This window comes from Rhodobacteraceae bacterium LMO-JJ12 (assembly GCA_021555075.1).
Lineage (GTDB): Bacteria > Pseudomonadota > Alphaproteobacteria > Rhodobacterales > Rhodobacteraceae > JAKGBX01.
The window spans coordinates 192,959-219,191 of the sequence record JAKGBX010000003.1; the positions used below are offsets into that span (position 1 = coordinate 192,959).

Consider the following 26,233-nt stretch of genomic DNA (forward strand, 5'->3'; position numbering starts at 1 on the left):
GTAGAAATTCTGATCCTGTCGTGCTCACTTCAGGGCTGCATTTGCAGCACCTATGAGCTTCTTCCACTGTTCCCGCTCACGTTCACTCAAGTCCGAAGCCTCATGATCGCGCGACCACCGAACGAATGCCTTCGCGAGTCGATACTTGGAAAAATTTTTGATTTCGCTCTCGAAGATACTGACAAGTGGCCTTTGTGGTTGCTTGCCCGCTGTATCGGAAACATCCCAACCGAGCTCCGATTTTGCCATGCTAATCAAAGTATCACGCAAAAGGTCTTCGACCTCTGCGGCTTTGATCTCATTCTGCAAGTAGTCTTTCGTTCTCAAAATGCCCTTGTTGCCAAGTGTATGAACAAGGGTGTCTTGCTGAGCAGCCTGATCTCCGGCGTTGTCAGAATCGAGAAGAGCCGCAACTTTGAAGCCTTGTGCATGAAGGATCGTCGCAAAATAGACAACCTTCCCCGCGGTGTTTGCCGGAACCAAGGCAATTTTCTCGTTAAGATTTGCGTCCTTCGAGGCACGCAAAAGTTGCGAGACCGCCTCGATATACCAATAGTCTGTTAGTCCCTCCAAAATGAGATTCTGTTTCTGGGTGAAAAGGCTCTGTGCGAGATCGTACCCAAGCGCTTCTTGCAAGGGAAGCAGTGCTGCCGGATCATTGGCCGTGATTGAGGTATGAACTTTCGTTCCCTCTTCCCGGCTACTCATTTCAACGACGCGAACCAAATCGAGCTCGTCTGGTCCAACAAGGAAGGGCGAATGCGTCGTGTAAAGAGTCTGATTTCCCTCCGCCAAGCGCGTAATAGTCTTGCGAAACTCTCGCTGTTTTAATGCGTGCAAGCTCATGCCTGGCTCGTCGAGCAGCAACACAGCGTTCTTATGTTCGCCCTGGGCTTCAGCGAAGAAGACGACGAAAAACGAAACGAGCCACTGGAACCCCTCTGAACGCTGGTCGAGCTCAACCTCGACCCCAAGATCATCTTCAACAGTTACCTTGAGATATTGCCCATCAGCTCGGAGGCGGAGCTTCGCTGCCTCGCCCTTGCTTTCATCTGGTTTCCAAACGGAACGGATTTCCCGAGTTAGGCTGACCTCCGCAGCATTCAACTGATACTGCCTCTTGTCGAGCTTCTCTCGAAACGCCTCCAGCGCCTCTGGGTCGTTCGCATCGGGGTCAGCCGACGCCCCCATTTCGGAGAGCTCCGTAGCGTCGAATCCCAACAGGTTTAAGAGGCACACATTCCCATAGTCATAGCGCTCATCGTCGAGCGTGCCATTAGTAATCCTGGTCGCAAGTTGCTTCAAGTGAATGAGAGGGCGGACACGGAAATAGTTGCTGAAAAGGACGAAGACAGGAACGCGATCGCGCAAGGCCTGAACCGCAGTGTTTCGTGCATCGCCGATTTCAATACCCGCCTTCAGACTATCGAAACGCGCCTCTTCTTTTTCGTTGTCTTCATCTACGAGCGGGAAAACAGCCTCCAGCCAGTCACGCAAGGCCTTCGCTTTTTCCCCTTCAATCGATTGAAAACCATACCAGCCTTCCGTAGCTGCCTTAAGTGCCGCTGTCGGGGAAAGTTCCGAACCACCTTCTGAAGGGGTGAACTGCGTATCCGCGTGGGCGGCGAGGCGGATCAGATCCTTCTCCAGATCTTTGTAGGCTTTCTTCGCAGGCCCACCGGTTAGCCTATGGCCAGTCGAGTTGTCTAAGTTACGCCAAAGGATATAGTTTGCGTCTTTCATTCCCTCCGGCAAATACTCACGATCATCGTCTTCCAGCTCAAACTCAGCTTCAACCACATGAACCTCGGCCGGATCCACCTCTCCCAAGGTGATCTTGTTATAGTGCGCTCGCGGATAGTCTCTTAGAGCACTAAGGGGCTTGATGCCTTTAGGAGGATTGAGATGCTGGATCGCTTGAAGCAGCGCTGTCTTCCCCGCTTCATTGGGGCCTACAAAAATAGTTTTGTCGCCATCGACCTCAAATTCTTCACTGTCGATAACTGATCGATAGCTTTGTACATGGACTTTTTTAATTTTCACAATTGTACCTCGGTGAATTGCACCTAATGATTTGAAGTATGCCGCTTATTCTTCAGAAGAAAAACCCTCCATCGGAAAACGCGGACAACTTAAGCGTCTATGGGACGTTTTGCTTTGTGGGCTAAAGCAGGTGTGTTCCAAAGTCTGGTTTCGCAAAGGCAGTTATCCATTTCGCACATGCAGCGAACGACCGCTCTCCGCCCGTTACGCTGGCCAGACCGGCCTCCACTGATCGTGCTCCCGCAGCGAGTTGCGGAAAAATTCAACAGGTTAACTTTTCGGCCTGACCCACGGCTGCTGTTTTACGTGAGCGATCAAAAATATTTCTTCTTCGTTATTCACTGAGATGGCCAATCTCGACATCGAACGGGTCGACGAAGTGTCGGCTCTGCAACGATAGAGCGGGCTGCTTGTAGAGCGCCAGGCCTGTTGCGCCATTGGTTAATGAGGAGGGGCCAAGCATCAGGGAACCGCTCACAAGTCTGGTCGTCGTGCGCCGCGGTGGCCGCGTCATGACGGCGCTGTTCCGCCAAGGCCGCGCCAGTGCGAAGAAACAGCGCCTGCGGCAGGGTGACGCACCCTTTTCCGCAGCAAGAACATTGAATGCAAATTCCGGGAACAGGCCGGTGAACACACCCCTCTGGGGGCAACGGTCGCATTCAACCCTTCTTAACCGGAGACCATCCCAATGGCCGAAACCACGTCTGACCCCTTCGCGACACTTGAGAATCTGCGCGACATATATATCGAGACCTTCCGCGACAGCATTCTTCAGCAACACCTCGATCGCCTCCTGCGGCGTGACGCCGATGGCCAACCCCTTCCAAAGCCTGTGACCTTCACGGCGACCGGTGACACGCATGGCATCGCGCTTGTCGAAGGCGCAGGGGGCGGCAAGACCTCGCTCGTCCATCATGTGCTGAAGAGTCATCCAGCGCTGCAAAGCGACGATCCGACGCGCATGCCCTGGATTGGCGTGAGCGTGCCGAGCCCCGCGACCCTGAAGAGTCTCGGATTGGAAATCCTTCAGAAATCCGGCTATCCGGAAGTCTCCCCGAAGAAGAAAGAATGGGACATCTGGCGGCTGGTGCGTTTTCGTATGAAGCAGCTTGGCACGGTTGTTCTGTGGATCGACGAGGCGCACGATCTTTTCAGAGCTGGCAAGGCGATCGAAGACATCCTCAAGATGCTGAAATCGGTCATGCAGGGGGATGGTGCGGTCATCGTGATCCTGAGCGGGGTCGAAACGCTCTGGCAGATGGCTTCCTACGATCATCAGGTCAAGCGGCGTTATTCCAAGGTCACCCTGCCAGCCATCTCTGCCACTACACACGAGAAGATGTTGCGAGGCTTCATCAATGGATACTGCAAGCAGGCGAATATCGCGCCGCCCGCAGAAGGCGACCTCATCGATCGTCTGGTATATGCGAGTCTCGGTCGTTTCGGGAGCTGCATAGAGAATATCCTTGCCGCTCTCGCGCAGGCGCTTGTGAAGGGGGAGGACCAGCTCACCGCGCAGCACTTCGCTGAAGCTTGGGGGCTGGAGGAGGGGGTCGTTCCGGGCAAGAATGTCTTCCTCTCTCCGCGATGGGCCAGCATCGACCTCGCAGAACTTCAAACCGCGGCTTGAGGAGACGTTCGATGACTGTGCTCACACCTCACCTGGACCATGATCCTGTCGAGTCGCCACTGGGTTTCGCGGCTCGCCTGGCCGCGTTCCACACAGGCGGTCGTACCGGGCCTTTTCTGCGCGATATCGGCGTCAGTTTGTCAGGATTGGCGCGCGGCCAGGCCCAAGACATCCAGCGACTTACCGAACGGTCCGGTATTGCCGCCGATGCCCTCGGCGCCAATGCTGCGCGCGGCCTTGACCGCCGACATTTCGATCTGCGCGGCGAACATGTCTCGACGGAGATGTTCTCATCTCCATTCACTGTGTTCTGCCCGGCTTGTCTCAGGGCCGACGATCTTGCGTCTGGCGGCAAGCCGGCTATGCGGCGGCATCGCTGGATCTGGCAGCTTGGCGTGGTTCGGACCTGTCCCGACCATGGCCTGCCACTCATGCGTCGCAAGGCTGCATTTTCGGGTGACCGCTATCATGAGCTCGCGATCATGGTGCCCGAAACGGGTGATCGGCTCCAAGCCCTGGTTGCGCCATTGACCGCGCGGTCGGTCTCGCCCTTGCAGGATTACGTGCTTGATCGACTTGCAGGGAAGGCAGGGGCACCTTGGCTCGACGGGGAGGGGCTGGACCAGGCCGTCCGCGCCAGCGAGATGCTCGGAATTCTTGTCGTATTCGGGCCAACGCCGAATCTCGACAAGCTGACCGAGGATGATTGGGATCGCGCGGGCGCGATTGGCTATACCCATACCTCCCAGGGCGAGCCGGGCATTCGGCGGGCTTTGTCCGAAGTTCAGGCCCGGGCAAATTACAGCGGCAGCAATCCGGGTCCGCAGCATGTCTTTGGCCGCCTCTACCAATGGCTGTCGCGATCCCGCGCCAAGAAGGACCCCGGCGACATCAAGCGGATCCTCCGCGAGCACATCCTGGACACCATGGAAGTGGGGGCCGGTAGCGTTGTACTCGGCGAGGAGATTTCGGAGCGGCGCCTGCACACCTGCGCCACCCTTGCCCGTGAAACTGGCCTTGATCCGCGCACACTCCGGGGCGTTCTTGCTGCCAGGAGCCTGATCCCGGAGAACGCACCGCTGGGGTCGAACCATGTGTTCGATGCGGGACTCGGACGAGAGGTCGCGCGATCAATGCGGCGCCTGGTGCCTGTGGCCGGATTGCCCAAGAGGCTCGCGTGCACACGGCCCATGGCGGAGCAGCTTGTTGCGGAGCGGATCCTGACACCCATCGTGTCCGAGGTTTCCCATGCGCCTGGTCGCATGAAAAAGGCCATTGATGCCGATGAGGTCAACGGGCTTCTGAAACGGATCCAGTCCGAGGCGAACCCGGTTCGACAACTTGCGGAGGGAATGGTCGACATCGGGACAGCCGCCATGAAGTCGAAGGCTCCAGCAATTCAGATCGTTCATCTCATCCTGGGCGGTTTTCTTTCGAAGGCCGTTCGCCTTCACGGATTGGACGGGTTTGCGGCGATTTATGTCGATCCTGTCGAAACCAAGTCGGTCGTTTCCGATGTGATGGACGGCTTGTCACCGGCGGAAGCATTTGGTCGAATTCGCGTCCCGGTGGCATCGGGCTGGGAGTTGGTGAAGGAAGGTCTTTTGCCCGCGGTCGAAATCCCCTCCAAGCGGGACGATCACGTGATCTATCGGTTTCGACCGGAAGACGTCGACGCATTCCTCGCGGAATTTACCACCGAAGCCTGGATCGGAAACGCGCTCGACATGAGTTTGTCCGATCTGAAACCGGAGATGAAAGCCGCCGGGGTGAAACCATTCCTACGCAAGACCGAGATTGGAATTCGAATATTCCGACGATGCGACCTCCCGGCGCGGTATCACGTGTAGGGTGACAGGAAACAGATAAAGTTCTATCATCGGCCGTCCTTCGGGGCGGCCGATTTTTTGTGTGTCGATTGTAGGCGCATTTTCTTAGCTGAATTCAATGGCCAAAATTAGCTTGTCAAATGGCCATTTTTGCCGCCGCAGGCAAATGATTGCCCAATGAAATCAATGACTTACGATTTCTCAATGGCCAAAATTAGCTTGTCACCACACCTATTATCGGGACGGGCGTAGTTATGCCAAAACAGCTGTTTTGGTTTGCCATGAAGCTGGATCAGTTTTGCCAGGTGGCGCTAACATCCTGAATTAGAACGATTTTGGCCGAACGAAATATTTCGGCCAAAATTGACGAAATGACCCCGAGTTGCGATGTTAAGGCCATCATCTGCTAACGATTTCGCAGTGTCCGCCAGTCTCAAGCAGAGATAAGCGGGATCGGTGGCTGCGAGTCTTCAAAGCCGCAGCGTCGAAATCAATCAAATTGTACGTCGTCTGGCTCATCGGTTTTGCGGCTCTTGTGCGGTCCTTTGTTGAGACCGCACAAGAGCCGAAAACACGGGCGTGGTGCGTGGCCGATGGCGCAGTCAGCATCCGGGCTATGCGTAGGCTTGCCAATGTATGGCACCGCGCGCTTCAGTATTTAGCACCGTCCGGCAGAAGTTTGGGAGGCGTCGTGAGTGGGTCTTGGGGTAACACCCTGCTTCACCTGATTTCCAGATCTTGCGCGGGTCCTCTTGTGAGGCCGCGCAGATCCGAAACTCCGGTGGCGACAATGCCAGAGACGTGGCTTTCGTGTCGCGCTGCCTCGCGCGTCTGAAAGAACGCCAATCCTTCGATGCGGCCGACGAGGGCGGCTTCGACGCCGTCATGGACATCCTGGAGCGCAGTATCGCTGCCGAATGCCTTGGCAGCGAAGGCCGTTTCGAGGAGACGGGGTATGACGAATTCGTCCCTCACGGCGAAACCCGTGAAACGCCGGTCTATTCTGATCGCGGCAATGAGCTCATTGAGTTGCGGTGCCTGTTTCAGGACTTCCTCAACAGCCGTGACAGTGTGCTTGATCAAGTTGCGGCGCATCACTGTCTGCTGGACATCATGAGTAGCTGAGAAAGAATAGGAGCACCCCGAGCAGCTATGTTGCTCGGGGTGTTTGGAGTTCCTTGCAGGATAGTGGTCCGCCTGAATGTTGGGAGAGACCGGCCCACAGCTGCCGTCCATTAGTAGCACCGATGCGGTGCCGTAGCTTCCCCAGACCGGTCATTCATGCATCGCGCAGCATTTTGAGATCCGCCTGGCGGCAATGCGGGACCAAGCGGCCTATCTACCGACGATCGTGAAGGTCTGCTTCAATATGTTTGTAGACTTTTTGGAGGCGCTTACACACAACACTCACAGAGGACGCCTAACCCACTGTCGGTAAATCTAAACCGCTCCACTCCTCCAGAAGCAAGCTGACATCCCCCTTCTGAGTTGATTCGAAGGATGACTGCGGGAGGGAACGGGACCCCCGTCAAACCTTCTCCACTCTAAGCATCTGAAATCACTGCAGATAGCAGGGAAAGCAAACTTCCAGCCGTGGGGTATTTCCACCTGCGCGGAGGATACCATGCCGATACGCAATTGGCGTCAATGCGGTAGCGGCACTCAGCCGATGAAATCCGCGCGCCGCTCCAGCAGGCTTTCGTAAAGGAAATCGACGAAAAGCCGGACCCGCTGCACCCGGCGTAGATCGCCGTGCATCAGCACCCATGTCGAGCGGCTTTGGTCGAGGCCGGTTCCCGGCACCCGCTGCAATTCGGGAAAGACGCTTTGCACCCAGGCGGCCAAAAAGGTCATGCCCGCTCCGGCCCGGGCGAGATGCATGTGCATCGCGGGATCTGGGATGGCATGGCGCACTGTCGCGCGTGGAAACGGTGAGGCGGCGATCATGGCCTGCAATTCGGCCACTTCGCCATAGCCGAGCCAGGTCAGCCCCTCGCCGCGTGGGCCGGCGTCATGCAGATGCCTGTCGATGTAGTCACGCGACGCAAAGACCCCGATCGAGAGTGGGAACAGCTTGCGTCCCACAGCTTCGCCGGAAAGGTCGCGCACATGGCGGATCGAGACGTCCGTTTCCAGCTTTTCGATCGAGTCGATGGCGTAAGATAGGTTCATGTCGATGTGGATATCGGGATAAAGTGACAGAAACTCCCCCAGGACCGGCGCCAGCAGGAAATGCGCCGTCATCGGGTCGACAGACAGACGGATACGTCCCGCCGCCTCGCTGTCGAGTCCGCGCACCGCGTTGAAGCCGTGCCGCAAGGCGGTTTCAGCCTCCAGCGCCTGCGGCAGCAACTTGCGGCCTGCCGCCGACAGTTCCAGCCCGCCCGCGCTGCGTCGGAACAGCTGGACGCCCAGTTGCGCCTCCAGCCCCTCGATTTGACGTCGTAGGGTCGCATGGGTGCCGTCAAGCTGCTCGGCAGCCCCGCGCAGTGACCCCGCCCGCGCAACGGCCAGAAAGGCCGGAAGAGATTTCCAATCCACCATGCGGAGCGATTATGAACCATACTGGTGCATAAACTGCAATGTTCGGAAGGAAATCGGTCCGGTAGATAAAGGGCAATCGAACCGAAAGGAGACCACCATGACTGCAACACTCTCTGCCTGGAGCATCAATCATTACGGCACTCCCGAGGTGCTGAACCCGGTGACCCGGCCCATTCCGGCACCCGGTCCCACCGAGATCCTGATCCGCATCCGCGCCTCGGCCGTGACGCGCGCCGATGGCATGATGCGGGCCGGGCAGCCCCGCTTTGCACGTCTTTTCCTTGGCCTACACCGCCCGCGTCAAAACCTGTCGGGCACCGGGCTCTCGGGCGAGGTGATCGCCGTGGGCGACAATGTTAACCGGTTTGCCATGGGCGACGCCGTCTTCGGCGAGGCAGGACTGAAATTCGGGGCAAATGCCAGCCACATCTGCCTCGATGAGTCCGGCGTGCTGATGAAAAAGCCGGCCGCACTGTCGTTTGAGGAAGCCGCGATGATGTGTGACGGGCCGCTGACCTCACTGAACTTTCTGCGCGAAGTGGCCGAGTTGCGCGCAGGCGAGAGGGTCCTGATCCTCGGTGCCTCGGGCAGCCTCGGCAGCGCGGCGGTGCAGATCGCCGCCACGATAGGAGCCGACGTCACCGGCACCTGCAGCGCCCGCAACGCCGACATGGTGGCCGCCCTCGGGGCCGGCAGGGTCATCGACTACAGCCGGGAGGATTTCACCACCCAAGCCGAGCGGTATGACGTGATCTACGACACGCTCGCCGTCTCGTCCTTCGCCAAGGCGAAAAACAGCCTGACCCGGCATGGCCGCTACGTCTGCCCGGTGCTGGGCCTCGGCCTGCTCGGTGCGATGCTGTGGACGTCGGTGGCGGGCGCGCGCAAGGCCCGCTTCTCGGCCACCGGCATGCTCAAGCCGGAGGTGTTGCGCCCGATGCTCGGGACACTCATCGAGATGGCCGAGGACGGCACGCTGGCCCCTGTCATCGACCGGGTCTACCCTTTGGCCGACCTGATCGAGGCGCACCGCCATATGGAGACGGGTCACAAGCGCGGGAACGTGGTCGTAGTGTGAGAGCGCGCCACGCAGTCAACTGACCACCAGTTTAATCGGAGAGACAACCATGAAAATGAACTACTTCGTCGTCGGAACGAACGACATGCGCGCATCAAAGGCCTTCTATGACGCACTTTTTGCGGGCGCAGGACTTCAGACCATGTCGCCCACGGACCGCATGACCTACTGGCTTGGCGAGGACTTTGCCTTCGCAATCGCGATACCTTTCGACGAAAAACCGGCAACAAACGGGAATGGCACGATGGTTGGCTTTTGTGTCGGTGCAAAGGAAGACGTTGAAAGGATGCACGGCCTGGCCCTTGACCTGGGCGGCACCTGCGAAGGCGCGCCCGATCAGCGTGGGCCGAAATTCTCGGCTTATGTGAGAGACCTTGATGGCAACAAGCTGTGTCTGTCTGACTAAGGAATACAACACCCGATAAATTGGTCGGCACACCATCCCCGGGTCGCTTGGGTTTGGATGGGCTTGCTGACGGAAAACCCCGGCTTGATGATTCCATGCCCTGACCGCAACCAGCATTGAAAGGAAAACCATGTCCCGATTGAACACAAAGACTTGCATCGTCACAGGCGCGGGGCGCGGCATCGGCGCCGCCATTGCGCGCGCCTTCGTCCGAGAAGGAGCTACCGTTATTGTGACCGATAGAAGCGAGAGTAACGCCGCCTCTATCGCGCTTCTGCTCGCCTCGGACGAAGCGGCCTAGATGACCGGAACCGAACTGACGGTGGACGGCGGGCTACTTGCGGGCCCTGCTGCCGCGCCGAAAGCGGGCTGACCGCCCATAAAGTGCGTTGGTGCCTCTGCTGATGGAACCGACATTCCCAGTTGCGCTTGCGCTCATGTATCGCCGCGTTCTCCCCAATACGAGGAGTCATTACTATTCCCGTGTTGACCATCATCATTCCTGAACCTCCGGGAAAATGCTACGATCCACCGTATTTTCATCCATCAAGAGGACTGGCGATGAGCCACGCATCACTGAAAGAAAGTCCGCACCGCGTACCATCCATCGCACTCTTCGGCTTTCTGGCCGTGACGTTTCTGATCACTTGGGGGTTGATCGGGGTCTATGTCTTGGCACCTGAAGCCGCCTCCGCCTGCTTCGGCGAAATCAGCGGCTCGCACCCGTTCTTCTTTCTGGCAACCTGGGCCCCGGCGATCTCTGCCTTCGCGCTCGTGCTTTTCCACTCGGGCTTTGCGGGTTTGCGCGGCTTCCTGTCCCGCCTGTTTCTCTGGCGTGTCTCGGTGGGTTGGGTCGGATTTATCCTGATCGTCATCCCGTTGGTCTTCGTAACCGGTTCGCTGATCATAGGCGGCCCGGTTCTGGCCCCGATCCCGCCCAAGGGCGCGGGTACCATGGTCGCGGTGCTCTTCATGATGCTGTTTCTTGGCCCGATCGAGGAGTTCGGCTGGCGTGGCGTGGCACAGCCGATCCTGCAACGGCACATGGCGCCGATTTGGGCCGGGATCCTGATCGGGATGATCTGGGGCTTCTGGCATTTGCCCGCCTTCTTCTTGTCCGGGACGGTATTTGCAGGCTGGAACTTCCTGCCGTTCTTTGTCGGCAACATCGTTCTTGCGGTTCTGGTCACGCCGATCTTCAACGCCGCGCGCGGCAGCTTGCTCTGGCCGATGCTGTTTCACTGGCAGCTGATCAACCCGTTCTGGCCCGATGCGCAGCCCTGGGACACGTGGATCCTCGTGGGGGTGGCCGCTGTTGTCGTCTGGTGGAACCGCGACACGATGTTCACCCGCGCTGGCGCTGTGACCGAGGTTCTGCCGCCATCGGCGTCCTCCGTCGCCCGCCCGGCGGGGTAGAGAGCATGGGAAAGCGTATTCTCACCGCCGCCATGATTGTTTGCGTCGCGGCCTCAAACCCGCTGATGGCGCAAGACGGATCGGATCTCTCGGCGCAACTGGAAATCACGCTCGGAGACTTTCAGGAGCGCTATGGATTTCCGGGTGCGACGACCGCAATCGCTTTGCCAGATGGCACGGTGGTTGTCGCTGCTGTGGGTTTGGCCGATGTTGAGGCCGGGCGTCCGATGACGCCCGAGACCCGCATGCTGGCCGCAAGCATCGGCAAGACGTTCGTCGCCGCGACCGTGTTGGCGCTTGAGAGCGACGGGCGGCTCGCACAGCCGGATCTGCTGGCCGATCACTTCGGAGATCGCCCCTGGTTTGCGAACCTGCCGAATGCAGAGGCGATGACTGTGGGCCACCTGCTGCACCACCAATCCGGGTTGGCGGATCATCCGCACCTGTCGGAGTTTCAGGCCGCCACTGCGGCACGGATTGCTGAGGGTGGAGGTGCCTTCACGCCGGAGGAGATTCTGGGCTTTGTCACTGACCATGCGCCACTGTTCGAAGCTGGCACCGCCTGGACCTACAGCGACACTGGCTACATCCTTCTTGGTCTGCTCATCGAGGACGTGACCGGGCGGTCCTACTACGATGTGGTGCAAGAGAGGTTTCTGGGTCCGCTGGATTTGGTCGATACGATCCCCTCCGACCGGCGCGCGATTCCGGGCCTCGCGGTCGGCTACACCATCCCGGGCAACCCCTTCGGGCTCCCAGAGCGCACGGCGGACGCAGGCGGCCAACTGGTCTGGGATCCGTCCGTGGAATGGACCGGCGGTGGGCTGGCCTCGACCTCGTATGACCTGGCGCTCTGGGGGCATCTGCTGTTCGGCGGTGCGGCGATGGAGGCCCCCTATCTCGACCGCCTGCTGGACGGGGTGCCGGTGTCGCCCGCAGCCCCCGGCATCCTCTACGGTTCGGGCGTCGCGATCTATGCCGACACGCCCCGCGGTCCGGTCTATGGCCATGGCGGCTGGATCCCGGCCTATGTTTCCAGCCTGCGCCACTATGCGGATCACGGGGTGACCATCGCCTTCCAGATCAACACCGACGCAGGCGTCGTGGACGACAGCACGAATCTTGTGCCCGCGCTTGAGGTAGCGCTGGCGGACCTTGCCATTGGGGCTATCCAGTGATCCGCCGTTACCCTTGCATAGAAAAGCCGACTGGCCAATCGCACCGTCAAGCGCGGGTCGGCCTCGAAACTTTGTTTTGAAAGGAACCATGGAGATGCGACATGCAATTAAACTGATCGCGGTAATGTTCGCTGGCATGACCTTTGCAAGCGCTGCCAGTGCACAGCAGCCAACACTATTTCGGGATGTCAATATCGTTGATGTCGAAGCGGGAACCATCGCGCAGGGGCAGTCGATCCTGATCGAGGACGGTGTAATCGCACAAATCGCCCCCGATCTGATGGCTTCGGACGCGATTGACCTGTTCGACGCAGATGGGGCCTTCGCAATCCCCGGGCTTTGGGACAGCCACGTCCATGTCTTTTCCAGCACCTCCGAGCCAGACACGGCCTTTCCCCTTTACCTGATCAACGGCGTGACGGGCATCCGTGACATGGGCGCACTCTGGCCCATCGACGCGCAGCAGGACTTGCAGGCGCGGATCGAGGCGGGCGAGTTTCTCGGGCCTCGTTTGATCCTGTCCGGCGCATGGGTGGATGCCACCCCCGGATCGTGGCCCGGCATGTTCCTGGCCGACACGCCGACTGAGGCGCGCGCGGTCGTGGAGCGGATCGCGTCGGAGGGTTGGGCTGCGGTCAAGGCCTACTCGATGCTGGACCAGGCAACCTTTTCGGCACTGGCCGAGGCGGCCCATGACCACGGCCTGCCGCTGGTCGGCCATATCCCCGAACGCGTGGCGCTTGGGACCGCGATCGACGCGGGCCAGGACGGGATGGAGCATTTTGGGCGGGTCGCCATGGCCTGCGCGACCGGCGAAGAGCGCATGCTGGAGGATCTGCGGCGCGTCATGGCGGAGGGAGGCGATCAGGCGGCCATCTTTGCGGTCATGGCGGGGCAGAACCGGATCATCCTCGACACATGGGACCGCGGCTTATGCGACACCACGCTTGCGCGGCTCGCCGCATCGGGGATGCATGTCAGCCCCACCCTCGTGGTGGCGGATTTCTACACCGGCAACTGGCCTGACGCCGATGCGCCGCGCATGCGGATGATTCCAGCGGAGATACGCGAGGCTTGGGGCCGCCCTGATTTCCGGCTCAAGGCGATGACGGACGAGGTGCGCGCGTTGGCAGCAGACAGCATCGCGCTGGATCGGCGCACCTTCCTGATGGCGTTTGAGGCGGGCGTGCCGTTCCTCGCTTCGACGGATGCCTCTTTCGCCAACCCTTATCTGCTCCATGGTTTTTCGCTGCTGGACGAGCTGGATCTCTATGTCAAGATCGGCCTGACCCCGCGCGAGGCGCTTTACACGGCGACGGTTGCGCCGCCCCGGTTCTTTAGGCTGGCCGATCAGGACGGCACCATCACACCGGGCCGTCGCGCCGATCTGGTCCTGCTGGACGCGAACCCGTTGGAAAGCCTCGCGACACTGCGCCGCCCGCGTGCGGTGATCGCTGGCGGTAGGGTGCTGGACCGCGCAGCGCTCGATGCATTGGAGGCGAAACTACTGACCCAGGGGGAGTAGGCTTGTGGCGCATCCAGACACCCGAAAGCACGGAGATCTCAGGCGCTTCATGACCGGCGTCGCCCTAATCCTTGGCGCTGTCGCGGTCAGTTCAGTCGCCCTGAAAGCAACCCCCTCTGACCGGATCAGCGATGCCGTGCAAACCCGCATGACAAGGGACGGTGTGCCGGGTGTTGTTGTCGTCGTGCTGGAAAACGGCGCCCCGGTCTGGACCCGCGCCTTTGGCCATACCGATCCAGCCACCGGTCGTGCTATGACGGCAGATGCGCTTTTTCGGGTCGAGTCAATCTCCAAGCCCGTCACCGCATGGGGCGCGATGCTTTTGGCAGAGACCGGTCGCCTCGATCTCGATGCGCCGATCGCCGATTGCCTCACGCGCTGGCAACCGCCCGAGGGCACGCCGCCACTCACGCCCCGACAGCTTTTATCACACACCGCCGGGATCAGCCTTGGTGATTTCGCGGCGCGCTATGCGCCGGATGCACCAAGGCCCGGCTTGGCGGAGCATTTGGCAGAGGACTTCTTGATCCTTGCGCCCGCGCCCGCCGCGTTTTCCTATTCAGACACCGGGTTCAATTTGCTGGAACTGGTGATTGAGGATTGCACGGGCGAGGATTTCGCCGCGTTCATGAACCGTGAGGTCCTCGGTCCGCTCGGGATGGAACACGCAGGCTTCGACTGGCCCGGTGTTGGAATGCCGCGGGGACATGACCTACACGGACGACCCGTGGCACCCTACGTCTACCCGGGCCGCGCTTCGGGTGGGCTTTTCGCCACCGCCGATGACGTTGCACGCTTCGCCGCAGCAGCGATGGACGGAACGGATCGGGATGTGCTGTCCCCCGGCGGGGTGGTCGAATTGCACCGACCCGTCGTCGCTGTGGACGGGTTGTTCGGCTTTGCCGCCGATGGGTATGGACTTGGGCATTTCACCGAAACCTTGTCGGACGGGCGCACAGCGGTCTGGCATGGCGGACAGGGCTATGGCTGGATGAGCCATCTGCATCTGGTGCCTGAGACCGGCGACGGGATCGTGATCCTGTCCAACAGCCAACGTGCCTGGCCGCTCTTTGCAGATGTCCTACGAATCTGGTCCGAGAGCGTCGGCGTGCAGCCTGTGGGGATGACGCGCGTGCTTTGGGCCGAAACGGCGGCACGTGTCGCCATAGCTGGGCTTGGCCTTGTGGCGGCCCTTGCGCTTTGGCTGGCCGTCACAGGGGCATCTCGCAATCGCGCTGTCCGAGCGATCGCAGGCACAGCATCCGCCACCCTGACCGTTTGGCCCCTTTGGGCAGCGGGTCAGGACTACCTGTTCCTCTTCTCCATACTGCCCGGCCTTTGGCCGTGGTTGGCTGCGTCTTGCGGGATCGCTGGCCTGTGCCTTGCAGCGCTCGCCCTTGGACGGCAGCAACAATGACATGCGCGGAAGCAATCGAGCCGCCGCGCGAGCGGATTGGCACTCTATGGCCTTGCTGCGTACCACTGAAAGCGAAGATGCACCGCTGCCACCAAGGCGACGGCGGTCAGCAGGCCTTGGAACACGACCTCGACTTCAGATGATCGCGGCAGCACTTCTCCTGTGGCGTTGATCATGAAGTGAAACGCCACCATCAGCAAAAGTGAGCGGGCGCTGTGCAGATAGGCCCATGTCATGATCAGGCTCTTCATCAGGATTGACCAGAGAAAGGGCAGCAAGGTCGGTGCGCCACCGAAGTCGTCATAGTATCCGTCCATTGCGAACAGCGGCAGATGCCACGCCCCCCATGCCGCGCCCAAGATGATTGACGCCGCCACAGGGTCATAGCGGTCGAGCAGCGCGTCGAGCCCGTAGCCGCGCCAACCGATCTCTTCCGGCAGCGGCCCCAGAAGAAAGAGGAACGCGGCGTATCCAAGGATTGCAGGCCATGTGGCACCCGATAGAGCAAGCATGGGAGCCGGGCCGCCACCGAGCATCAGGAGACCTTGTGCAAGAAGCGAAAGCGCCGGGATCAGCAGGAGCGTCGCCGCCCAGAGCCAGAGCGGTGCGCGGCCCGGTTGCACCAGCCGTTGCCAGAGATCCACCAAGCCACGACCGGCGCTGTGCCGGGGCTGTGCCGGGGCTGAAACCAGAGCCCGGCAAGGAGCGGGCAAACGCCGCCGAGGTAGAGGAGCCATCGCCCTGTGCCGCTCCAAGGCTCAAGCCCCGTCAGAACGAGCACCCACCAGAAGGCCCAAGTCCAGGCGAGGGCCACAGCGAGAAACTCGAACGGTCGGTAGGCCGCCCCCCTCATTCCGTCCGCCCGCGAAGGCGATCGCCACGCACGAGAAACCGCCCATCGATGCGCAGCGCCAACGGATCGCCCGAGATCGGCGGCTCGCCCTCGGCGGCGGGGCGTTGCGCGTGGATATGCAAATGCGGCTCGGTGGACGCACCGGAATTGCCAACCTCGCCCAGCCGGTCGCCGGGAGCAACCTGATCACCCGCCGCGACAACGATGCTGCCCTCACGCATGTGCGCGAAGACGATTTCGGCCTCGCCGCAGCGCAGGATGACATGGTTGCCGAGGCGATTGATCTGATCGCTCTCGGGCACCTCGAAATCGGGGCTATCGCTTTCGACCGCAGTGACCGTCCCCACGCAGGGCGCCACCAGCGGCGCACCGAAAATCGCGTAGTCCGCCGGATCAACCGGCTGCCAGCCCGATGCGCGCAGACCCCAAGGGCCGAGGCCGAAGAAGTCGATGGCATAAGACTGCCCACGCCAAGGGCGGAACCGCTCGACGCTGGCATCCAGCGTCCGCAGATGGCCGTTCACCAACGTGTTGGAACCACCGTGCCCCACCAGATAGCGGCCCGGCCCGAAAGGATTGGAAATATCGACGACCTCGACCGGCGGCAAGGCCCGCCCGGACAGGGCCTTGACCGTGTAGAAGCTGCCGAGCGCCAGCAGACCCGTAGAGACGGCCGTTGCCGACCACGCCCACGCGCCGTGCGGCAACGACGACCGCCCGGGCAGCGCGAACACTTGCCAGACCGCGATGGCAAGAAACAAGCCGGCATATACCCAAGGCAGCCACCAGACAGGCAGCGCCCACTGGGCAACGCGCGACAACGCGAACAGAAGCGTCGCAATGGCTGCGGCCTGCATCAGCCACCCGACGACCGATGCCGCCGGAAACAGAGCCAGCCACTGAAGCAGGGCGAGAGGCAGGGCGACCTGCACGAGCAGAACAACCGCCATCATGGCGAGACCTCTGCGGGATGCGGCGTACAGGCTCCCATCAGATCGGTCCACCGAAGGCCAGCCCCCAATTCAGCATGAGGCCCGCCAGCGCGACAAGCGCGAGCGCGAAAGCTGTCAGGTGTGCACGCCGCCAGAAGCTCCAGCCCGGTGCGCGCCAGGCGAACGGTAGCGACAGCGCGAGCACAGCGGTTTGCACAGCAACGGCGGCGGCGATCCCCAGGAATATCTCGAATGTCGGCTGCGGTTGATCGAACAGGAATTGCGATCCCAGCCGCAACGCCACGAGCGCCATCGCCACCCCGGCGATCGCCAGTGCCCAGACAGCGACCGCGCCAGCCACTTGAATCGCCGCCACCACCGCCCCGACGCGCGATCCGCCGCGCAGCCCGTGACGCCAGATCAAGCCGACGAGACTGGTCGTCGCCAGCAGCAGCGCCAGCGCAAATCCCACGGTCAGCCACACCGGATCCGCCAGCCCGCGCACCCGCTCATGGGTCTGCGCGCCGGACCCGTCGGCAAGGCGCGTAATCTGCCCCTGCGCATCGCGGATGACTGTCACGCGGTGCCCCATCGCGTCCTGCCACAGATCCGTCGCGATCGGATCGAACCGCGAGGGCATCGGCAAAGTGCCTGTGGGGACCAGCAATGCGCCGTCGGACAGCGCGACCACTTTCATCGGCGAGAGCGCTGCAAGGACTTGGGCAGGCCCCGAGAAGGTCCGTCGGTTGGTCACGTAACGGCCCGCCGCCTCAGCGGCGCGCGCGACCGCCTCGGGCACCGGCTGCACTTCGGGCGCCGTCAGCCCGGCATCGGAGGCGAGATCCGCCAGGATCAGGTCCGGTGCCAGCAGCGGAAGGCTCGCCCCCGCACCGCCATTCTGGGAGATGAAGACACCGGCACCGATCTCGGGAATGAACACGAGGTTGGAGAGAAATTCGTTGAGGCCGCCGCCGTGGCCATAGACCATAGTTCCAAAGCGCGGCCTGGACTGGAAGCCATGCGCCATATCTGCCGCCTGCGGCCGATCATCAAACAGTCGCGTGCGCATCTGCGCCATGGTGCCGGGTTGTAGCAGTCGCGCGCCCTCCAGCGCCCCATCACCCATCAGGAACCGCAGGAACCGCGCCATGTCGGATGCCGTGCTGGCCGTGGCCCCGGCGGGGCCGAATGCGCCAATGTCGATGCGGAAAGCCGGATGGGCGATGCCGCCCCGAACCGCGTAGCTTTGCGCAAGGGGCGGCTGATCCGGCTGCCGCAGGCGTTCGGCCAGTGTTGTGTCCATCATTGCGAGCGGGTCTAAGATACGCGCTTGGACGAACTCCTCCCATGGCGCGCCGGAGACCTCCTCGATTATATACCCCGCCAGTGCGGCCCCCCAGTTCGAGTAGGACGTGACTTCCCCGCGCGGGAACACCTGATCCGGGGCTGCCGCCGCCAAGGCCTGCGCGCGAGGCAAGGCGGCGATGGCCTCGTCGAAGATCGCGTAGCTTTCCTCGAACCCACCCCGGTGGCTCATCAGGTCTGCAAGCGTCAGCGGCGCGCTGCCTGGAACGTTGAAGCCCGGCAGATAGTCATTCACATCCGCGCGCAGGTCCAGGCGACCTTCCTCGACCAGCATAATCACCGCGACCCAAGTGAACAGTTTGGTGATCGAGCCGATCTCGAAGCGAACATTGTCAGGGCTAACAGCCGTTTGGCCATCGAGGCCCGCGACGCCGTATCCCCGCATGATCACCTCATCGCCGCTGACCACCGCCATGATCGCGCCCGGGACCTGTTCGCGTGTCATCAGCCCTTCGACGAGTCCGTCAACCCGCGCGGCCAGCGGAGACACTTCGCTGTCTTGTTGTGCAGAGACACTGCCAATAAAGGCGCAACAGATGGCAACTGCCAAGTTGGCTCGGATGGATGACCACCGGGCAGCGTTCGCCGCCCGCCGTGCAACACGGGCTGTGACACCTCGGCGCACTGAACACAGACATCTCACAAGTCGGGCGATCATGGTTCTGGCCTTGGGAATCGTATCTCGGTAACGTCCGCGAGGAAGAAGGGAAAATAATCGTCGGTGCCAAACATATTCCCGGCCTCGACGCGGAACGGCAGGCGGTAGCCCTCAACATCCCTGAAGTCAGACATATAGGCCCCGAACGGCTGCAGGCGGTGGATCTGTTCGGGGTTGGCATTGCTCCAGCGCTGAAAGATGACCTTATAGGGCTGCCCTTCTTCATCGACGGTCACGTCGACCGCCTGCTCCAGATCGCAGTGCCGGATCGTCACGCGCGCCGTGTCCTCGCCCAAAGCGTCCCAAGTGATCCCGGGACCCGGCAAGAGGGCGGCAGGGGCCCAGATCACCGCCTCTGCCGCATAGCGCCCGAAGGCGGACCGGGTGTGATCCGGATCGCCGCCAAGCCGCCCCACCGGCACCAGACCGAAAATCCGAAACCGCGTCCAACTCCCTGTGTCCGAACCCGAAACCGGTATGCCGCCCCGCGTGCGCATCGTCCAGACGAACCCTTCGGGCGCTGCGAGGATCTGGCGGGCTTCCATCGGCTGATAGCGCGGATCGTCCTTGGTCCCGAGGCTGAACTGGCCGGTCATGTCAATTTCGGCAACTGGAAAAAGTAAGGTGCCTGGCTGGATCATGTAAGTGAAATACCGTCGCGCGGGCTCGGGCAGGTCAGCAACCATCTCTGGCGCGAACAACTCAGGCGCAGATGGCTGGAGCGACGCCAACCTGTTCCATTCTGCGCGATCGGCCCGCCGGTCCAAAAGCACAAGAAACGCCAAAGCGCAGACGCCCAGAACAATCGCTAAGAGAAGAGCAAGAAGGAGTTTCATTCCTAACTGTCAATCCTGACTAACCGGCAATCCTGAGTTTTGCGGATCCCACCATCTTTTGCGAAATGATGCACCGCGTGATAATTCTGGTCAATCTGGGAGGTGAGCTGTGATGTCGAGTCGCATTCCGGCTGGATTGCAGTCGGCCAAATGTACATCCCTCTAATTGATCCCAGATAAATGCGTTGTGCTCTATCATTACGACGACTACCGGTCGATCAGGCGGCAGCGCCAGTATTTCGGTCATCCTGGCTTGCAAGGTCACGCTGGACTACACGATGGCCAGACACGCTGACGAGCCATCTATTTCAAAATCCCTTAGCGGAGCCGGTTGACCAATGTGCCGCGAGACCGAATACTTCATTTCGCTCTCTGCTCAAGTTAGATTAGCTGCTTTTCATGTCGATTTCCAACGAGAACCATTTGCCGCCTTTCTTAACAAATTCCTCAAACACTAACGTCCCGTGTGAATGAAATCCGGTGCAGGTGAACTGCAACTTAGAAACGCAAGGTCCTCAATAAACGCGACACAATCCGATTTCATGCGATCGCAGTGTGAACGTAAATTGCACACGGCAATTCATAACGAATTGAATTACATCAAGAATAAATGCTGCCCACCACGGATGAGATGCAAAGACCTTTTTCGAATGACCGCTAAGCAACGGCTTTCAGACTTTGGTTCTTGTTGCAGCATTCGACACTCTGGGCTCAGTGCACTAAATCGCTTCGCGATAGGGGCGTTTGTGGCGAGTGTTGAGCTGAGCAGGGATTTGTTGCGCGGGTTTTGGTGTCGGGTGTGTGCTGTTGGTCGAGGTGATTTTGCCTCGATTGACAGAGGGTTTCCCCATGAACATTCAGCATTCCACACTGATGACACCCCTTCGTGCCCGCATGATCGCCGATATGTCCGCCCGCAATCTTGGGCCTGCATCACAAACCAGTCACTTGCGCGCCTGCAAGCGGTTCGCGGCCATGCGTATCGCGCATCCTTTGCAGGCCACATCAGCCTGGCTCAGTTGAAGGTCATGAGTGCCATCGAGCGTTGTCGCACCGCAGCGCTTGGCGGGCATGTGGCGCGCTGTGAAGACTGTGCGCATGAGAACAGGAAAGATCGCTGCCAGCTTCCGAAGTTTTTGGGCGTTGGCGGCGAGCAGGAATTAGCCATTTACACCCTGTGGGCCTCGAAACACAAAACCTCCATGGCCAGCTTCGATCTATGGCTCCGGCCAGCAGATCACCCGCCGAAGTTCCGGCAACAGGCTTCGGCGAAATGGAATCTACCGCGTTAGGCGTATTAAAAAAGCCCCCACTGCCTGTGACAGTGAGGGCCTGCGCTGTGTGGAAGAGATGAGGCTGCGATAGTGTCAGACCGGTATCAGCCCTCGCGCCTGGGCGGCAAACTGAACTTCGGTGCCTTGGCCCGGGCTTTGGTGGGCGTATTGGCTGTATCGGCTGCGTCTTCGCGCTGCTGCACATCATGGGATGGCTTGACTACGGCGGCTTTCACAGGTGCCTTGGATCCTGTTGGTGGGATGTCCGGATCCGGAGCACGCAGTGTGATGACGCGGCCCAAATCCTTGCCATCGGCCTTCAGGCGCGGCGTGTCATCAATCCGGAAGGACGAGAAAAAATCCCCTTCGATCTTCTTGAACTGTTCGTCGCTGATTGTCGTGTCGATGATCCCGAACGCCATGGAGCGGTCCTTGACCAGGTCTTCAATCTGGTCGATTGCGTTAAATACGATCTCCTGATTCCACACCTTGCGCGACGCTGACTTTGCGCGGAGCGCCCGGTGCACTTTCATCCAGTCATGGAAATGCATCCCGACGAAACGGTCATACACGGACGGCACGACGTGCCATGCACCCTCCAGATAAACGCTGATGGCGCCGAGGTTTTCAGGATCCCAGCGGATGTCGACCATCTTCGGATTCATCCCCATAAAATACATCCCGACCTCGGGGCTCTGGTACTGGATTCCCATTACCACAATGCCTTCCTGCGAGACTTTCCGTTCGAGGCGCTTGCCGAATGCGAGACGCTTTGAGTCGATATCCGGCAACCCACTCAGCGGGTAATTTCCGTCTTCCATATCAGCGTCCCATTGCTCCAGTGGAGTGCGGCCACCAAGACTACGGTGCGGCGAATTGTGGTAGATATCGACGACCCAACGCACCAGGATGAAAGCGACGTCCTCGGCGTCCAGGCAGGCCCTGTCCTGCGACTTGTAGTCCCCGCGCTCGATAGAATTGGAGAAGGTGCGCCCCACCAGCCGCGGCATCAAATCGGTGCTGAAAGTGCCGAAAATCCGCTCGCCTGTGCCGCGCATGCCCGGAACCCCCGCATGGGTCCGCAAAGTCTGAATGCGCAGATCAAGGCAACAATTGGTAAACGCTTCCGACTTGAAAGCTGGGCCGTTATCCGTGACCAGCACTTCGGGTTTCACGGCCATCGACCATGGTGTTGGAGCGCCCGAGGCAGCGGCCAACTGGCCCTTGTCACTCACAATCATACGCAGGCATTCTTGTGCCGAACTCGTGCAAGGGTTCCGCGTTAGCTTCATGCCGAGGATGACCTTGGTCCGGCAATCGATCGCCAGGACAAGCCACCAGCGCGCGGTTTCACCGTTCAGGCCGATGAGATCGAGAAGTTCATCGCCGAAGAATTCCTTGAGATCGGCGGAATGGATGATCGACTGCAAGTCAATGCACCACTCATCCATTTCAACGCGTTCACCGGGGCGCGAAACCTCCAGACCTTTTCCGACAGGGCGCAGCTGCTTGATCGCATACTCGCGGCCATATCGGGCTATCATGACGCGCAAGGGATCCAGTTCTTTTATTGCGGTGCGGATAGCGTCGCGTCCCGGAACACGAAGAGCCAGCTCACCTTTTTATTGAGGCCTTCATTCGCTTTATGGAATGCCCGCTGGACGTCAACAAGAGTCGTCTTCAGTGTCTTGCGCTCCAGCGTCAGGTAGCTGGTACGGATGGTCGACTTCAGCAGCGATTGCTCAGCCGGGCGAAACCCCCTGTTCGGGTGTCCACACTTGGACAGCGTGTCAGCCAAAGCAGAAAGCCCCTGCTTTCGATATTTTTTGTAGAGTTTGCGGAGATAATCCGCTGAGTAGAGGACGATACCGTCCTTGTTGCCGCCGCCACGACCTTTCCGCACCGACTTCGCAACCGATTTCGGCAACTGTTGATGTTCCAAAGCATGATTCAACAGGACGCGCTCAGTGACTTCTTTTTTCAAATAAGCTGCCGCCCGGGCTTCAATCTCTTTGAGAGACGCTTCAATATCTACCACATTTGGAAGGATGAGCCCTTCTGACACCATGTCCACAATCGGCATGATCTGAAAAAGCGACTGTAAAACCGCTTCTTCTGAGCCGGGTTGAGGTCCGACACCTGAAACAATGCACCTTTCGCCAAAGGCGTGGGCTTCAGATCATCCGGCAGGTAGTAACCCACCTCGTGCTTGATCGCACCAGCCACACTGAGGCGCGAGAGCATCCCCATGGTGAATTGCTCGGTCAGCCCTTGCCCGTCTGCTGGCTGCAGAAAGATCGTGTCGCCTGACTGGCCAGCCCAGTCGAAAAGTGTCCCTTCAATTGTCAGGCGGTCGGCCTGCTCGATCCGGAAGCCCGATTTGGCAGGTGTGGATTTTGCGAAGGTATCGGGTTCGACAATAGCGTTCATGATTTTTGGCCTTTCCATTGGATGAGAGTTTTGGGGGTCGTGCGCTCGTGGTGAACGGGCTGTAGTTCGCGCTTCGAGATCAACCTCAGGATCGCGCGATATCCGCGCTCCTTCAGGCCGACCTCATCCGTGAGGGCTTTGATGCTGATGGCACCACGGAGTTGACAAGCAACACTGCGCACCGCGGTTTCCGCGTCGGGATCGCTGTCATGCACCGCCGCGTTCAGGTTCGCGTTGTGCAGAGAGATGGAATCGATATCTGCCTCGGTCAGCAGGCGCACTGTGGAGGCAAACTTCTTCTCCTGAACCCACCAAGCAACGACCTCCATCTTCCCGAGAAAGTCTTTCGACGCCAATCCAGACGTGGGCCTGACTGTGCATGCGACCCGCTCGCCGCTCGTCTTGGTGGCGATCATGTCAAAGACATGACGCTTCTCATTCCGCCAACCGAATTTGAACAGCACCTGCTCGACGACATCAGCGACATCGGGCTGCGCATACTGAAGGGACTGGTGATCCATTTCCAGCTTGCTTTCGCCCTGCATGCGGGTGCCAGGACCGGCCCCACGCACGGCATGCGTGGTGCAGTGCCACTTGGAAACGCTCTGAATTTTGCGGTCTGCCCGCGATGGTGCAGGCAATACGATGCCCTCCGAGAAAATCGGCATTTTCTGTCCTTTTCACATAAGGATATCGCTCGCCGGAAAACTCTCCGACGCCGCCCGCAGGCCGCGATATTGATTGTTGGTTTTGCGGGTGGGGCAGCCTGTTCTCAGGCGGCTCCAGTTGCAGGTGTCACGTCCTGTAGGGGGGCTGATGTGCTACGGCTGAGTTGCGTCCATGGTCTTCTTTTCCTCGGTGGCTGGGATCTTCCCACCGCCCGCCGGGATCCGATGCAGTCGATGATAAGGTTGGCCAGATGGCTATTTCACGAAGTAAATTCTGCGTCCTGCGGGTTATCCCCGGCGTTCAGCCCTCGCTTGAGAGCCAGAAACTACCCATCAAATTCCTTCTAACAACCGCTGATTTTGGCCAAAATAAATTTGCTGCGATCCTTTCCGTCCGCAGCGGAATGAACCCAGTGAAAATGGGCGCGCATCTAAGACACTGATAAATGATCAATTTCAAAGGCGCTTGATCACACACCCTTCCAAGTGGATAACGAATTTATTTTTCAGGACTGCTCCTCCACCCGACTTCGGCAAAAATTCCGGCTTGGACGAGCGCCATTTTTGCAACGGATCATCACGATAGGAATCCGGGGCGAAGGTTTGAAGCCCCGCCGCAGGCCAAAAGTACGATTCGCAACTTCTGTTTCACTGGGGCTCTCGAGCCGACGAGGTCTCTGTGCGGGCTTTGGCACACACTGTGTCGAAATCATCGGCACGATGCCTCTCGCCATCTACGCGAAGGTCGCAGTGCGCGCCGTGCGATCACATGCGAGACCTCATCGACTTGATCCTCCCTAATTGAAGAACCGGCAGAGGGCCTAGCATACTTACTGCAAAAAGACCTTTCCGGTGTCGTTCTATCACTCCCATATATCTGACAGGACGGAGGCACAGCACGTGTCGGCCTTCTTGGAATTCAATTTTGCACACGGAAAGGAGGCAAGCAAAGCCGGTCAGTCATGATTGAATGGCCCGGCGCAAAGACATTCGATGATCATCGCTGACAAACAGCGCGCTGTGGGGACTGATCACTCCCTCAATGCGATGATCTCCACGCCCAGGGTGCTGGAAGTCGAAATTCCAAGTGGAACCGAACCCGCTCAAATCCATCTCAGGAGGCTGACCATGGCAGACTCCGCCCCATCAACCGCCGACGAAACATCCAGATTTACACGCAGTGGTGGCCTTCGACGGATAAAAGAGAGAAGCAGACCCGGAAACTTCCAAAATCCACTTATAACGCCGTCCGCGATGCGAACGGCGACTCAAATTAATGCCTTGGCGCAGGGCTAAGCATGCTGTCGGTGTCGAGCGGCAGCGCCGATTGCCATAGCGGAGTCTTGAAGCACATGTGTGCTGCCCGCCCCTTTTCGGTTGCCTCATGGATGGACAACAAGCCAGCCCATTCAAGTGGCTTCAGCACGCAATGAGAGAATGCGCCCATCTCCCGCCAGCCATCATTGTCCCAATCCGAATTCCGACCGTAAAATGTTTCAAAAAGGGCGCGCTCGCTGGCCCCATTTTCGACTTCGACATTCAAGACATTCAGCCAGACGTCCCATTTACCGAATGGACGATCCTGGAAGCGGCCATATGATGCGTGGTCGACGTCCAGAATGTAAAATGGGATCAGCTGTTGAAATAAAGCGCCCGGTGCCTGTGCCATCTGGAGGCCCCGTTTCGTCAGCCGGAATTCCTCGCGGTAATGTCGCCCGAGCTTTAATTCGACAAGCAGGAAGTGAAGAAGCTCCAGCGGCGGGAAGTCATATTCGTTGAGCACCTTGTGATAGCGCATCAGGTCTTCGTAGCCCTTGCCGGGCCAGGCAAAATGCTCCGCCGCCCACTTCACAAAATAGCGTTTGAATGCTTTGGTCTTCGTGATCCCGATGGGTCCATTCTCGATCATATACCCCAGCGTCAACCGTGCCGCGCGCAGCAGCGGGGAGTAGATGAAATCCGAATGGTCGTCGGGCAACTGGCGAAAACTGATCATATGAATTTATGGCTCATTCCGCTAATGTGCACCAGATTGTTTCGACATCGTACAGTCATTTGCACCATGGACTCAGCTCCCGTTTTGCAGCCGCAGAGCAACCTCGTGGTGACCGTTAACTCATTCTGATACGGCTGCGCCTAAGGACTACAGAG

General features: G+C 59.6%; 21 protein-coding genes and 1 pseudogene. 11 read left to right on the forward strand and 11 right to left on the reverse strand.

Features of this window, described 5'->3' with window-relative positions; all coding sequences use genetic code 11:
* Positions 1 to 24 precede the first annotated feature (24 nt).
* A complete protein-coding gene (locus tag LZG00_17225) occupies positions 25 to 2,043 on the reverse strand; it encodes an ATP-binding protein (GenBank protein ID MCF3595735.1) in 2,019 nt (672 codons plus the stop codon).
* Between the two features lie 688 nt (positions 2,044 to 2,731).
* Between LZG00_17225 and LZG00_17230 the strand changes: the two genes are divergently transcribed.
* The 3 genes from LZG00_17230 to LZG00_17240 all read left to right on the forward strand — a co-directional run bounded on the left by LZG00_17230 (position 2,732) and on the right by LZG00_17240 (position 6,627).
* Positions 2,732 to 3,673 carry a TniB family NTP-binding protein gene (locus LZG00_17230; GenBank protein ID MCF3595736.1) on the forward strand — a complete coding sequence of 314 codons (942 nt, stop codon included), beginning with the start codon at positions 2,732 to 2,734 and terminating at the stop codon, positions 3,671 to 3,673.
* An 11-nt stretch (positions 3,674 to 3,684) separates the two neighbouring features.
* A complete protein-coding gene (locus tag LZG00_17235; GenBank protein ID MCF3595737.1) occupies positions 3,685 to 5,523 on the forward strand; it encodes a TniQ family protein in 1,839 nt (612 codons plus the stop codon).
* Between the two features lie 780 nt (positions 5,524 to 6,303).
* Positions 6,304 to 6,627: a hypothetical protein gene (locus tag LZG00_17240; GenBank protein ID MCF3595738.1), complete on the forward strand. Its 324-nt coding sequence runs from the start codon at positions 6,304 to 6,306 to the stop codon at positions 6,625 to 6,627.
* Between the two features lie 537 nt (positions 6,628 to 7,164).
* Here LZG00_17240 and LZG00_17245 read toward each other — a convergent pair.
* Entirely contained in the window at positions 7,165 to 8,046 is an 882-nt protein-coding gene (locus LZG00_17245; protein MCF3595739.1) for a LysR family transcriptional regulator, read from the reverse strand.
* Positions 8,047 to 8,143: 97 nt separating this feature from the next.
* Here LZG00_17245 and LZG00_17250 point away from each other — a divergent pair, with 97 nt between their 5' ends.
* From LZG00_17250 to LZG00_17280, 7 genes are all read left to right on the forward strand, one after another.
* On the forward strand, positions 8,144 to 9,124 hold the full coding sequence (locus tag LZG00_17250) for an NAD(P)-dependent alcohol dehydrogenase (protein ID MCF3595740.1): 981 nt from the start codon (positions 8,144 to 8,146) through the stop codon (positions 9,122 to 9,124).
* Between the two features lie 49 nt (positions 9,125 to 9,173).
* Positions 9,174 to 9,530, forward strand: coding sequence for a VOC family protein (locus LZG00_17255; GenBank protein ID MCF3595741.1), 357 nt, complete (start codon positions 9,174 to 9,176; stop codon positions 9,528 to 9,530).
* A gap of 130 nt (positions 9,531 to 9,660) precedes the next feature.
* The gene (locus tag LZG00_17260) at positions 9,661 to 9,831 is read left to right on the forward strand and encodes an SDR family NAD(P)-dependent oxidoreductase (protein ID MCF3595742.1); all 171 of its coding nucleotides are present in this window, start codon (positions 9,661 to 9,663) and stop codon (positions 9,829 to 9,831) included.
* A 260-nt stretch (positions 9,832 to 10,091) separates the two neighbouring features.
* Complete coding sequence (locus LZG00_17265) at positions 10,092 to 10,946, forward strand: CPBP family intramembrane metalloprotease (protein MCF3595743.1); 855 nt, start codon at positions 10,092 to 10,094, stop codon at positions 10,944 to 10,946.
* A gap of 5 nt (positions 10,947 to 10,951) precedes the next feature.
* Positions 10,952 to 12,124 carry a beta-lactamase family protein gene (locus LZG00_17270; protein MCF3595744.1) on the forward strand — a complete coding sequence of 391 codons (1,173 nt, stop codon included), beginning with the start codon at positions 10,952 to 10,954 and terminating at the stop codon, positions 12,122 to 12,124.
* A gap of 94 nt (positions 12,125 to 12,218) precedes the next feature.
* Positions 12,219 to 13,649 (forward strand): amidohydrolase family protein, encoded by a 1,431-nt coding sequence (locus tag LZG00_17275; GenBank protein ID MCF3595745.1) that lies wholly within the window; start codon positions 12,219 to 12,221, stop codon positions 13,647 to 13,649.
* A 49-nt stretch (positions 13,650 to 13,698) separates the two neighbouring features.
* A complete protein-coding gene (locus LZG00_17280; GenBank protein ID MCF3595746.1) occupies positions 13,699 to 15,066 on the forward strand; it encodes a beta-lactamase family protein in 1,368 nt (455 codons plus the stop codon).
* Between the two features lie 44 nt (positions 15,067 to 15,110).
* Here the strand turns inward: LZG00_17280 and LZG00_17285 are convergent, their stop codons facing one another.
* From LZG00_17285 to LZG00_17300, 4 genes are all read right to left on the reverse strand, one after another.
* Positions 15,111 to 15,710 carry a CPBP family intramembrane metalloprotease gene (locus LZG00_17285; GenBank protein ID MCF3595747.1) on the reverse strand — a complete coding sequence of 200 codons (600 nt, stop codon included), beginning with the start codon at positions 15,708 to 15,710 and terminating at the stop codon, positions 15,111 to 15,113.
* A 205-nt stretch (positions 15,711 to 15,915) separates the two neighbouring features.
* A complete protein-coding gene (locus LZG00_17290; protein MCF3595748.1) occupies positions 15,916 to 16,872 on the reverse strand; it encodes a M23 family metallopeptidase in 957 nt (318 codons plus the stop codon).
* Positions 16,873 to 16,909: 37 nt separating this feature from the next.
* A complete protein-coding gene (locus LZG00_17295) occupies positions 16,910 to 18,706 on the reverse strand; it encodes a beta-lactamase family protein (GenBank protein MCF3595749.1) in 1,797 nt (598 codons plus the stop codon).
* Between the two features lie 164 nt (positions 18,707 to 18,870).
* Entirely contained in the window at positions 18,871 to 19,710 is an 840-nt protein-coding gene (locus LZG00_17300) for a hypothetical protein (protein ID MCF3595750.1), read from the reverse strand.
* A gap of 956 nt (positions 19,711 to 20,666) precedes the next feature.
* Between LZG00_17300 and LZG00_17305 the strand changes: the two are divergent.
* Positions 20,667 to 20,810, forward strand: a pseudogene (locus LZG00_17305) (transposase zinc-binding domain-containing protein).
* A 278-nt stretch (positions 20,811 to 21,088) separates the two neighbouring features.
* On the opposite strand, the gene LZG00_17310 reads toward LZG00_17305, so the two are convergent.
* From LZG00_17310 to LZG00_17330, 5 genes are all read right to left on the reverse strand, one after another.
* A complete protein-coding gene (locus tag LZG00_17310; GenBank protein MCF3595751.1) occupies positions 21,089 to 22,528 on the reverse strand; it encodes a DDE-type integrase/transposase/recombinase in 1,440 nt (479 codons plus the stop codon).
* Between the two features lie 23 nt (positions 22,529 to 22,551).
* Positions 22,552 to 23,067, reverse strand: coding sequence for a hypothetical protein (locus tag LZG00_17315; GenBank protein ID MCF3595752.1), 516 nt, complete (start codon positions 23,065 to 23,067; stop codon positions 22,552 to 22,554).
* Positions 23,016 to 23,414, reverse strand: a complete 399-nt coding sequence (locus tag LZG00_17320) for a hypothetical protein (GenBank protein ID MCF3595753.1) — start codon at positions 23,412 to 23,414, stop codon at positions 23,016 to 23,018. Before LZG00_17320 ends, LZG00_17315 begins: the two co-directional genes overlap by 52 nt.
* A complete protein-coding gene (locus tag LZG00_17325) occupies positions 23,411 to 24,082 on the reverse strand; it encodes a hypothetical protein (protein MCF3595754.1) in 672 nt (223 codons plus the stop codon). Before LZG00_17325 ends, LZG00_17320 begins: the two co-directional genes overlap by 4 nt.
* Positions 24,083 to 25,355: 1,273 nt before the next feature.
* Positions 25,356 to 26,078, reverse strand: a complete 723-nt coding sequence (locus tag LZG00_17330; protein ID MCF3595755.1) for a hypothetical protein — start codon at positions 26,076 to 26,078, stop codon at positions 25,356 to 25,358.
* Between the last annotated feature and the right edge of the window lie 155 nt (positions 26,079 to 26,233).